Genomic DNA, 10,673 nt, shown 5'->3' on the forward strand with positions numbered 1-10,673 from the left:
CCGAGCATGACGGGTGGAGCGGCACTCTCTCCTCTGTGCCGCCATCACTCGCGACTACGGCCGCCTCGGCCTAGCTCCTCACGACTGGACCAGCCTATGACCACAGCCCCCGAAATCCACACGCCCGTCACCGGCGAGGAACTCGCCCATGTCTTCGACGAGGCGCCGCCGCCGGCCGATCTGTCGGTCTACGGCGTCGAGGACTGGATCACGATGATCGCCTTCTGGGTCATGGTGGGCTGCGTCATCCTGCAGTTCTTCACCCGCTATGTCCTGAACAACTCCTTCGCCTGGACCGAGGAGATCGCGATCAACGCGCTCGTCGTCGTGGTCTTCCTCGGCGCTTCGCTCTGCGTGCGGGCCTCCCGCCACATCCAGGTCGATTTCCTCTACCGCTATATGTCGGCGCGCACCGGTCGCTACATGGCGACCTTCGTCGATGCCGTCAGGATCGGCTTCTTCGCCTACGCGACCTGGCTGATGTACAAATACGCCTCGCTGATCCCCGACGAGATGATGACGACGGTCGACCTGCCGAAGTCGATCATCTTCAACGCGGTCGTCCTCGCCTTCGCGCTGATGACACTGCGGGCGCTTCACGTCGCCTGGCAGAACATGCGCCGCGGCTATTCCGTGCTGGAGAAGCCGGAAGCCTTCGACGGCTCGGAGGCCTGAGAGCGACCATGCTGATCCTGCTCGGTTCCTTCCTCGGCCTGATGATCCTCGGCGTGCCGGTGGCGATCGCCATGGCCGTCGCCTCGCTCGCCTTCATCATCATCTCGGGGACCGTACCCGACGTCATTCTCGCGCAGCGCATGATCGCGGGCGTGGAGAGCTTCCCACTGCTCGCCGTGCCCTTCTTCATCCTGGCCGGCAACCTGATGAACATCGCCGGCGTGACCGGGCGGATCTATGCCTTCGCGGTCGCGCTCGTCGGCTGGATGCGCGGCGGCCTGGCCCAGGTCAACATCATCGGCTCGGTGATCTTCTCGGGCATGTCGGGCACCGCGATCGCGGATGCCGCCGGCATCGGCACGATCGAGATCAAGGCGATGAAGGACCACGGCTACCCCACCGAGGTGGCCGTCGGCGTGACCGCGGCCTCCGCTACGCTGGGGCCGATCATTCCGCCCTCGCTGCCCTTCGTCATCTACGGGATGATGTCGAACACCTCGATCGGCGCGCTCTTCCTCGCCGGTGTCATCCCCGGCGTGCTGATGACGCTGTTCATGATGATCACCGTCGCGATCTTCGCCCGGATCTACAAATGGGGCTCGGACGCCACCTTCTCGCTGCGCCAGATCGGCACGGCCGGCATCGAGGTCGCAGTCGTGCTCGGCTTCCCGCTGCTCGCCTATGGGCTGCTCTGGGCCGGCCTGCCGGACAATCTGGCGATCGGCATCGCGCTCGCGGTGCTGCTGGGGCTCGATTATTATTTCGACTTCTCGGCCGTGATGGCGCTGATGACGCCGGTCATTCTGATCGGCGGCATGACGATGGGCTGGTTCACGCCGACCGAGGCCGCCGCCGCTGCGGTGATCTGGTCGCTCTTCCTGGGCCTCGTCCGCTATCGCTCGATGACCCTGCGCAGCCTGACCAAGGCGACCTTCGACACCATCGAGACCACTGCCTCGGTGCTGTTCATCGTCACGGCGGCCTCGATCTTCGCCTGGCTTTTGACCGTCTCCAACACGGCGCAGATCCTGTCCGACCTGATCCTCGGCCTGACCCAGGACAAATGGGTCTTCCTGATCCTGGTCAATCTGCTGTTGCTGTTCATCGGCTGCTTCCTCGACACCATCGCCGCCATCACCATCGTGGTGCCGATCCTGCTGCCGATCGCGCTGAAGCTCGGCGTCGACCCGATCCATTTCGGGCTGATCATGGTGCTGAACCTGATGATCGGGTTGTTGCACCCGCCGCTCGGCATGGTGCTGTTCGTGCTCTCGCGCATCGCCAAGCTCTCGGTCGAGCGCACCACCATGGCGATCCTGCCCTGGCTGGTCCCGCTCTTCGCAGCCCTGATCGCAATCACTTTCATCCCTGAGCTCACGCTCTGGCTGCCGCGGCAGATGGGGATGGTGCGGTAGCGGAGCCGGGAGCAGGCGCGCGCCCGTTGCTTCTGGCCTATGCGGCCGGAAGCAGCCGGATCACATAGAGCGCGCGCCCGGCATCATCGGAGACGCAGGCCATCTCGTCTGGCCCGTGGATGAGAAGGCTGTCGCCTGCGGAGAGCGTCGCGTCGCCAATACGCCAGCCTCCCTCCGGCGCAACCAGCAGGAGGACGGCCTCGCATGTGATGGGGTGTTCACCGGGGCCGTTGAGCCGCTCGACACGATGCGTCCAGGCGCCGCGCCGGCTCATCACGTTGAGATCGACGATCGGCCCGTCCAGGAGTACGCCCTCGACCGCCCGGTCGGCGGCGAAGGCGAAGGGCGCCGAGGCCGCGTCGAGCGTCACCGCTTCGCCATCGCCGAAAGCCAGCCGGATGCCCTTGCCCTTCAGCACGCACAGCGTCCGGTCAATTGCGATGAAGACGGAGAACGGCCCGTCCGCATCCACCTGCGCCATCGAGACCCGCCAGTCGAAATCGCTGAGGGACGCTCCCTCGGGAGACACCACGATCTCGGTCGTGGTTCCGCCGCCGTTCTTCCACGGCATGGTCCGGCAATCGGCGGCGCGGATGATGCGCATGGGCTTCCTGTTGTCATCCGGGGGCTCCGCGGAGCGGAGAGCCCGGAACCCACGACTGGGTTGCGTCCCTGACGCGGGCCAAACATACCCCGCCGGCTCACCCGGTCGTGGGTTCCGGGTTCGCGCTTCGGGCGCCCCGGAATGACAATCGTTCACCCCAAAATCCCCGGCAGCTTCAGCCCCTTCTCGCGCGCGCAGTCCTTTGCGATCTCGTAGCCGGCATCGGCATGGCGCATCACGCCCGTGGCCGGGTCGTTCCAGAGCACGCGTTCCAGGCGCTTGGCTGCTTCCGGCGTGCCGTCGGCGACGATCACCACGCCCGAATGCTGCGAATAGCCCATGCCGACGCCGCCGCCGTGATGCAGCGAGACCCAGGTCGCGCCGCCGGCGGTGTTGAGGAGCGCATTCAGCAGGGGCCAGTCGGAGACCGCGTCGGAGCCGTCCTTCATCGCCTCCGTCTCGCGATTGGGGGAGGCGACCGAGCCGGAATCGAGATGGTCGCGGCCGATCACGACGGGCGCCTTCAGCTCGCCCTTCGACACCATCTCGTTGAAGGCGAGGCCGAGCCGGTGCCGGTCGCCGAGCCCCACCCAGCAGATGCGCGCGGGCAGGCCCTGGAACTGGATGCGCTCGCGCGCCATGTCGAGCCAGTTGTGCAGATGCGCATCGTTGGGCATCAGTTCCTTCACCTTGGCGTCGGTCTTGTAGATGTCCTCGGGATCGCCCGAGAGGGCTGCCCAGCGAAACGGACCAATGCCCCGGCAGAACAGCGGGCGGATGTAAGCCGGCACGAAACCGGGGAAATCGAAGGCGTTCTCGACGCCCATGTCCTTGGCCATCTGGCGGATGTTGTTGCCGTAGTCGAGCGTCGGCACGCCCATGCGCTGGAAGTCGAGCATCGCTTTGACATGCTCGGCCATGGAGCGCTTGGCGGCCTCGATCGTGCCGGCGGGATCGCGCTCCTTGCGCTCTTCCCACTCCTCCAGCGTCCAGCCCGCCGGCAGATAGCCGTTGAGCGGATCATGCGCCGAGGTTTGGTCGGTGACGACATCAGGGCGGATGCCGCGGCGGACCATGTCGGGGAAGATCTCGGCCGCATTGCCGAGCACGCCGACCGACACCGCCTTGCCCTTGGCATGCGCCGCCTCGACGATTCTGAGGGCCTCGTCGATGCTGTCGGCCTTCTCGTCGAGATAGCGCGTGCGCAGGCGGAACTCGATCGAGGAGGGCTTGCACTCGACTGCGATCATCGAGGCGCCTGCCATGGTCGCGGCCAGCGGCTGCGCCCCGCCCATGCCGCCAAGTCCGCCGGTCAGGATCCATTTGCCCTTGAGCGAGCCGCCATAATGCTGGCGGCCGACCTCGACGAAGGTCTCGTAGGTGCCCTGAACGATGCCCTGCGTGCCGATATAGATCCAGGAGCCGGCCGTCATCTGGCCGTACATCATCAGCCCGAGCTTATCGAGATGGTGGAAATGCTCCCAGCTCGCATAGGCCGGAACGAGGTTGGAATTGGCGATCAGCACGCGCGGCGCGTCCGGATGCGTCCTGAAGATGCCGACCGGCTTGCCGGACTGGACCAGCAGCGTCTCGTCGGCCTCCAGCGAGCGCAGCGAGGCGCAGATCCGGTCGAAATCCTCCCAGGTCCGCGCGGCCCGGCCGATGCCGCCATAGACCACGAGCTCGCCGGGCTTCTCGGCGACGTCGGGGTCGAGATTGTTCATCAGCATGCGCAGCGGCGCTTCGGTCAGCCAGCTCTTGGCGGAGAGCTCCGTGCCGTGGGGGCTGCGGATGACGCGGCTGTTGTCGATGCGGGTCATGAACGGCTCCGTTCGTGCTGGGCCGCCGCGTCCAGCGCTGCGGCAATGATGGCGGAGAGGGCGGATTGCAGGGGCGCGGCCGTGGCCGCGTCGAAGCTCCAGGGCGCGGCCTCGGTCGCGAGATAGGCGCTGAGCGCCTTTTCCATCTGGAGCGCATGGACGTGCGCGTCGGGCCGGCCGTAATGGCGGGTGATCCAGCCGCCCTTGAAGCGGCCGTTGACGACATGGGTCAGGGGCTGCGCCGCCATCGCCGCTGCTGCAGCGGCCTCCACGGCGGCCGCGCAGCTCTGACCCGAGTTGGTGCCGAGATTTAGCGTCGGCAGCGTGCTGGGAAACAGCCGCGGGATCACCGACTTGATCGAGTGGCAGTCCCACAGCACGGCATAGCCATGGGCGGCCTTGACCCGGTCGATTTCGGCCGCGAGCGCGTCATGATAGGGCTGGAAATAGGCGATGCGGCGCCGCTCGATCTCGGCCGCGTCGGGCGGCGTGATCCAGATGGAGGCGCCGTCGAAGGTCGTCGTCGGCACCAGCTCGGTCGTCGCCTGACCGGGATAGAGCGAGACGCCCGACGGATCACGGTTCAGGTCGATGACATAGCGCGACAGCTTCGCCTCGACGATCGTCGGCTGGAAGCGCTCCGCGAAGGCATAGACCTCGCGCATGTGCCAGTCGGTGTCCTCGACCAGCCGCCCGCGTTCGTTCAACGCGGCTTCGACTTCCGGCGGCAGCCCGGTGCCGGGATGCGGCATCGAGAGGATGAGCGGGGAGGGGCCCCGGGTGACGGTGACGATGTCGGTCATTAAAAGTCACTCCATATCCTCGCCATCATCCCGGGCGACCGAAGGGAGACCCGGGATCCATGCCTGATCCTCACCAAAGGACGCTCCGGCATGGATCCCGGATCTCCGCTTCGCTGCGTCCGGGATGACGGCCCAGGGACAGTGAAGGGCACCAAAATCACGCCGAGAACTCCGCAAACGAATCCAGTCCCGCCGCCTTGCCGACCGCGCCCGACAGCACGAACGCGGTCGCCGCCGCGAGATCGGGCGCGAGGTAGCGGTCCTCGGTTAGCGGTGCGATGCGCTCGCGCAGCAAAGCGAAGACCGGCTCCAGCCGCGGGCTCGTCTGCATCGGACGATGATGCTCGATCGCTTCCGCCGCGGCCATCAGCTCGACGCCGATGATGCTCGCGGCGTTGGCCGCCATGTCGAGCAGGCGATAGGCACCATGCGTCGCCATCGAGACATGGTCTTCCTGATTGGCCGAGGTCGGGATGGTGTCGACCGAGGCCGGATAGGCCTTCTGCTTGTTCTCGGAGGCCAGCGCGGCCGCCGTGACCTGCGCGATCATGAAGCCGGAGTTGAGCCCCGCATCGCGCGCCAGGAAGGGCGGCAGGCCGCTCATCACGGGATCGACCAGCAGCGCGATCCGCCGCTCGGAGAGGTTGCCGATCTCGCACAGCCCCATCGCCAGCATGTCGGCGGCAAACGCGACCGGCTCGGCATGGAAATTCCCGCCCGAGACGACCTCGCCCGGACCCAGCACCAGCGGGTTGTCGGTAACCGCATTGGCCTCGATCGACAATGTCGCGGCGGCATTGGCGAGCAGGTCGCGCACCGCACCCATCACCTGCGGCTGGCAGCGCAGCGAATAGGGGTCCTGCACCTTCGAATCACCGAAACGGTGGCTGTCGCGGATCTCGCTGCCGGCGATCAGTTCGAGCAGCAGCGCCGCGACGCGGATCTGGCCGGGCTGACCGCGCAAGCGTTGGATGCGCGCGTCGAACGGTGTGTCGGAGCCCTTCAGCGCATCGACCGAGAGCGCGCCTGCGACCAGCGCGGCGTCGAACACCCGCGCCATGGCGGCAAGGCCGGTGAGCGCCAGCGCGGTCGAGACCTGCGTGCCGTTGATCAGCGCCAGCCCCTCCTTGGGTCCGAGCGCCAGCGGCGCCTGGCCGATCCGCGCCAGCGCGTCCGCGGCCGGCATGGTCTCGCCTTTGAGCCTGATCTCGCCGACGCCCATCAGCGCGGCGGTGAGATGGGCGAGCGGCGCGAGGTCCCCCGAGGCCCCAACGGAACCCTTGGCCGGCACGACCGGAAGCGCATCGGCTTTGAGCGCGCCGAGCAGCGCTTCGACCACGATCGGCCGCACGCCCGAGGCCCCGCGCGCCAGGCTCGCCGCCTTCATCGCCAGGATCAGCCGCACCACGCCGTCGGGCAGGGCCGGGCCGGTTCCGACGGCGTGCGACAGGATGAGATTGCGCTGCAGCGTGGCGAGGTCGCCATCCGCGATCCGGACGCTGGCGAGCTTCCCGAAGCCGGTATTGACGCCATAGGTCACGGTGCCGGCTGCGACGATGTCGTCGACGATCGCCTGGGCGGCACGGATCGCACCTGCACTCGTATCGGACAGCGTGATCGAGGCGCCGTCGATCACGTCGCGCCACTGCGTCAAAGCCGCCTGGCCGGGGTCGAGGAGAAGGGGCATGCTCATTGTCCGTTCCAGATCCGGGCGTGAAGCGGGTTGAAGCCGATGCGGTAGGCCAGCTCGGCCGGGCGCTCGATGTCCCAGATCGCCAGGTCGCAGGCCTTGCCGGCCTCCAGGGTCCCGATCTCGTCCTGCAGGCCGAGCGCCTGCGCGGCATGGCGGGTCAGCCCCGCCAGGGCCTCCTCCGGTGTCAGCCGGAACAGGGTGCAGGCCATGTTCATCACCAGCAAGGGCGAGGTCAGGGGCGATGATCCGGGATTGGCGTCGGTCGCGAGCACGATGGGCACGCCATGTTGGCGCAGCAACTCGATCGGCGGCTTCTGCGTCTCGCGCAGGAAATAGAAGGCGCCGGGCAGTACGACGGCGACCGTCCCGGCCTTGGCCATGGCGATGACGCCCGCCTCGTCGAGATATTCGAGATGATCCGCCGAGAGCGCGCCCAGGCCGGCCGCCAGCGCCGCGCCGCCGAGGTTGGAGAGCTGCTCGGCGTGGATCTTGATCGCGAGCCCCTTCGCCTGCGCGGCCTCGAAAACCGCCCGCGTCTCGTCGGGCGAGAAGGCGATGCCCTCGCAGAAGACGTCGACCGCATCCGCCAGCCCCTCAGCCGCGATGGCGTCGAGCATCGGCCCGGCGACGAGGGCGGTGTAGTCGCCGGAGCGGCCCTTGAATTCGGGTGGCACGGCATGGGCGCCGAGGAAGGTCGTGCGCACCCGCACCGGCCGCTCCCGGCCGATCCGCCGCGCGACGCGCAGCGTCTTCACCTCGGCCTCGATCTCCAGCCCGTAGCCCGACTTGATCTCGACCGTGGTCACGCCCTCGGCCAGCAGGGCCGACAGCCGCCGGTCGGCGCTGGCGAACAGCGCGTCCTCGCTCGCCGCCCGGGTCGCGGTCACCGTGGAGAGGATACCGCCGCCGGCGCGCGCGATCTCCTCATAGCTCGCGCCCTGCAGGCGCAGCTCGAATTCATGGGCGCGGTCGCCGCCATAGACGAGATGGGTATGGCAGTCGATCAACCCCGGGGTGATCCAGCGCCCGCCGCAATCGATCGTCTCCGCCGCCGCGAAGGCCGGCGCCTGGCTGCGCGGCCCGGCATAGAGGATGCGCCCGTCGCGGGCCGCGACGACGCCATCATCGACAGCGCCATAGGGAGCCGCCACCGAGGGCGCCATCGTGGCCACCCGGGCCCGCGTCCAGAGCCTGTCGCAGGTCGGGGTCTCAGCCGACATTGTCGCCATGTCGCGTCCTCTCGACTATCCTCGAATGGAAAGTATGCTAGCTAATTGCATATGCAAATGACAAGCCCTTAATTGCATAGGCAATTGGACGCTGGAGAGACGCCGTGACTCTGACCCTGCATCTGCAGCAGGCCCTGCTGCCGGAAGGTTTTGCCGAAAATGTGCGCCTGACGCATTCGGAGGGAATAATCACCGCGGTCGAGCTCGGCATCGCGGCGCAATCGGGCGACATCAGGCTCTCGGGGCTGGCCCTGCCCGGCATGCCGAACCTCCACAGCCACGCCTTCCAGCGCGGCATGGCCGGCCTGTCGGAGCGCCGCGGCGCGAGCGAGGATTCGTTCTGGACCTGGCGCGAGGTGATGTACCGTTTCCTCGACCGTCTCGATCCCGACGACGTGCAGGCGCTCGCCGCCCAGGCCTTCGTCGAGATGCTGGAGGGTGGCTTCACGGCGTTGGCCGAGTTCCACTATCTGCATCACGACAGTGACGGGCGCCCCTATGCCGACATCGCCGCGATGGGGGCCGCCATCGCCGCAGCCGCGGAGGAGACGGGGCTCGGCCTGACGCTGCTGCCGGTGCTCTACCGCTTCGGCAATTTCGGCCAGGCACCCTCGGTCCACGGCCAGCGCCGTTTCGTCAACGACCGCGACTCTTATCTGAAGCTGATCGAGGCGAGCGAAGGCGCGCTCCGTCCTCTGCCCGACGCGCGGCTCGGCCTCGCGCCGCATTCGCTGCGCGCGGTTGCGCTAGAGGATCTGGACTGGCTCGCGGCCTTACGCCCCGGCACGCCCCTGCACATCCATGTCGCCGAGCAGATGCGCGAGGTCGAGGATTCGATCGCGATCATGGGCAAGCGGCCCGTCGCCCTGCTGGCCGACACGATCGCGCTCGATACGCGCTGGTGCCTGATCCACGCCACCCATCTCGATGATGCCGAGCGTGACGCCATCGCCACAGGCGGCGCCGTCGCAGGTCTCTGCCCGATCACGGAGGCCAGCCTCGGCGACGGCATCTTCGACGGCGTGCGCTACCGGGCGTCCGGCGGCCGATATGGTGTCGGCAGCGATTCCAACATCCAGATCGATGCCGCGTCCGAACTGCGCCTGCTGGAGTATTCGCAGCGCTTCCGCGACCGCCGCCGCGCGCTGATGGCCGAACCCGATGCATCGACCGGCGTCGCGCTCTGGCGCGCAGCCGCCGCAGGCGGAGCCCAGGCCTGCGGCCGCGCACTGGGCGCGCTAGCTCCGGGGCTGCGCGCCGATCTCGTCACGCTTGACGCCGATCATCCGGCGCTCATCGGCAAGTCGGGGGAGGCGGCTCTCGACAGTGCGATCTTCGCCACCAACGCTCTGCCGGTGCGGGACGTCCTCGTCGGCGGACGGCAGGTCGTGGCTGAAGGTCACCATGTCGCGCGCGGGCTTGTGAAGGCACGGTTCGGGGCGGTCATGCGCAAGCTTCTGGCTGCGGTTTGACGGCCATGGCACAGACCCGGCTCGATGCGGTCAGGCTCGATGGAACGGGGCCGATCTATGACCAGATCCGCCGTGCCATCCGTGATCTCATCCTCTACGGCACCTGGCCGCCCGGGACGTCGGTGCCGCCCGAACACGCGCTGATGGAGCAACTCGGCGCCTCCCGCATGACCGTCCATCGTGCGCTCGTGCAGCTGGCGCGCGAGGGGCTGATCACCCGCCGGCGCCGCTCGGGCACGGTGGTGGCGAGCCCCCCGACGACCCATGCCATGCTCGACATCCTGTCGATCCCCGCCGAGGTGGAGCGGCTGGGGCAGCGCTATGCCTTCGAGGCGCTGGCGCGGCATGACGGGCGGCCGACGCCCGAACTGGCGCTGCGTTTCGGCTTGAAGCGCGGCGAAAGGATCGCCCATCTCGTCACGCTGCATCGCGCCGATGAGAGGCCGCATGTTCTGGAGGAGCGCGTCATCCATCTCGCAACCGTGCCCACCGCGGCGGGCGAGGATTTCGCCGAAACCCCGCCGGGCGACTGGCTGCTGAAGCATAGCCTCTGGTCGCAGGCCGAGCACGCGATCAGTGCCATCCCCGCCGAGCCGGACGATGCCGCGCTGCTCGACATCGCTCCCGGCGAAGCCTGCCTGCTGATCGAGCGGCGGACCTGGAATCACGAGGCCCCGGTCACGGCGGTTCGGCTGCTCTATCCGGGCAGCCGTCATCGTTTCGTCGGCCGCTTCGGACCTTACGGGGCGGTCTGAGATCGCAAAAAAGCCCGGCCGGCGCATCGCGCCAGCCGGGCTTCAATCGCACCGCTAAAGCGGCGAAGTCGTTCAGCAGTCGTAGCGGAAGCGACGGCCGTATTCGTCGCGACCGACGCAGGTGCGGGTCGGGCTCGTCGCCGAGCCGATGATGGCGCCGCCGGCGCCGCCGATGGCCGCACCCGCGAGTGCGCCGCCCGCCCGGCC

The 10,673-nt window shown here is 68.0% G+C and carries 9 protein-coding genes and 1 pseudogene; 4 read left to right on the forward strand and 6 right to left on the reverse strand.

What is annotated here, in order from left to right; all coding sequences use genetic code 11:
• Positions 1-96: 96 nt before the first annotated feature.
• Together Q8M82_RS07625 and Q8M82_RS07630 are read left to right on the forward strand one after the other, a co-directional pair.
• The gene (locus tag Q8M82_RS07625; RefSeq protein ID WP_305690773.1) at positions 97-675 is read left to right on the forward strand and encodes a TRAP transporter small permease; all 579 of its coding nucleotides are present in this window, start codon (positions 97-99) and stop codon (positions 673-675) included.
• Between the two features lie 8 nt (positions 676-683).
• Positions 684-2,090 (forward strand): TRAP transporter large permease, encoded by a 1,407-nt coding sequence (locus tag Q8M82_RS07630; RefSeq protein WP_305690774.1) that lies wholly within the window; start codon positions 684-686, stop codon positions 2,088-2,090.
• 37 nt (positions 2,091-2,127) lie between these two features.
• On the opposite strand, the gene Q8M82_RS07635 is transcribed toward Q8M82_RS07630, so the two are convergent.
• The 5 genes from Q8M82_RS07635 to hutI form a co-directional block, all read right to left on the reverse strand.
• Positions 2,128-2,694 carry a HutD/Ves family protein gene (locus Q8M82_RS07635; protein ID WP_305690775.1) on the reverse strand — a complete coding sequence of 189 codons (567 nt, stop codon included), beginning with the start codon at positions 2,692-2,694 and terminating at the stop codon, positions 2,128-2,130.
• Positions 2,695-2,846: 152 nt separating this feature from the next.
• Complete coding sequence (gene hutU / locus Q8M82_RS07640; RefSeq protein WP_305690776.1) at positions 2,847-4,514, reverse strand: urocanate hydratase; 1,668 nt, start codon at positions 4,512-4,514, stop codon at positions 2,847-2,849.
• On the reverse strand, positions 4,511-5,317 hold the full coding sequence (gene hutG / locus Q8M82_RS07645; RefSeq protein WP_305690777.1) for an N-formylglutamate deformylase: 807 nt from the start codon (positions 5,315-5,317) through the stop codon (positions 4,511-4,513). Before hutG ends, hutU begins: the two co-directional genes overlap by 4 nt.
• A 157-nt stretch (positions 5,318-5,474) precedes the next feature.
• Positions 5,475-7,004, reverse strand: coding sequence for a histidine ammonia-lyase (hutH, locus tag Q8M82_RS07650; protein WP_305690778.1), 1,530 nt, complete (start codon positions 7,002-7,004; stop codon positions 5,475-5,477).
• A gap of 2 nt (positions 7,005-7,006) precedes the next feature.
• Positions 7,007-8,239, reverse strand: coding sequence for an imidazolonepropionase (gene hutI, locus Q8M82_RS07655; RefSeq protein WP_305690779.1), 1,233 nt, complete (start codon positions 8,237-8,239; stop codon positions 7,007-7,009).
• Between the two features lie 104 nt (positions 8,240-8,343).
• On the opposite strand from hutI, the gene Q8M82_RS07660 reads away from it, so the two are divergent.
• Positions 8,344-9,711, forward strand: coding sequence for a formimidoylglutamate deiminase (locus Q8M82_RS07660; protein ID WP_305690780.1), 1,368 nt, complete (start codon positions 8,344-8,346; stop codon positions 9,709-9,711).
• 5 nt (positions 9,712-9,716) lie between these two features.
• Positions 9,717-10,466, forward strand: a complete 750-nt coding sequence (gene hutC, locus Q8M82_RS07665) for a histidine utilization repressor (protein WP_305690781.1) — start codon at positions 9,717-9,719, stop codon at positions 10,464-10,466.
• A 72-nt stretch (positions 10,467-10,538) separates the two neighbouring features.
• Here hutC and Q8M82_RS07670 read toward each other — a convergent pair.
• Positions 10,539-10,673 (reverse strand): annotated as a pseudogene (locus tag Q8M82_RS07670) (bacteriocin); the annotation flags it as partial.

Source organism: Allobosea sp. (assembly GCF_030694325.1).
Taxonomy (GTDB): Bacteria; Pseudomonadota; Alphaproteobacteria; order Rhizobiales; family Beijerinckiaceae; genus Allobosea.

Bases quoted from the DNA above. Each gene is read 5' to 3' on its own strand.
- Q8M82_RS07625 (WP_305690773.1), top strand. From the start codon at position 97: ATGACCACAGCCCCCGAAATCCACACGCCCGTCACCGGCGAGGAACTC.
- Q8M82_RS07630 (WP_305690774.1), top strand. From the start codon at position 684: ATGCTGATCCTGCTCGGTTCCTTCCTCGGCCTGATGATCCTCGGCGTG.
- Q8M82_RS07635 (WP_305690775.1), bottom strand. From the start codon at position 2,694: ATGCGCATCATCCGCGCCGCCGATTGCCGGACCATGCCGTGGAAGAAC.
- hutU (WP_305690776.1), bottom strand. From the start codon at position 4,514: ATGACCCGCATCGACAACAGCCGCGTCATCCGCAGCCCCCACGGCACG.
- hutG (WP_305690777.1), bottom strand. From the start codon at position 5,317: ATGACCGACATCGTCACCGTCACCCGGGGCCCCTCCCCGCTCATCCTC.
- hutH (WP_305690778.1), bottom strand. From the start codon at position 7,004: ATGCCCCTTCTCCTCGACCCCGGCCAGGCGGCTTTGACGCAGTGGCGC.
- hutI (WP_305690779.1), bottom strand. From the start codon at position 8,239: ATGGCGACAATGTCGGCTGAGACCCCGACCTGCGACAGGCTCTGGACG.
- hutC (WP_305690781.1), top strand. From the start codon at position 9,717: ATGGCACAGACCCGGCTCGATGCGGTCAGGCTCGATGGAACGGGGCCG.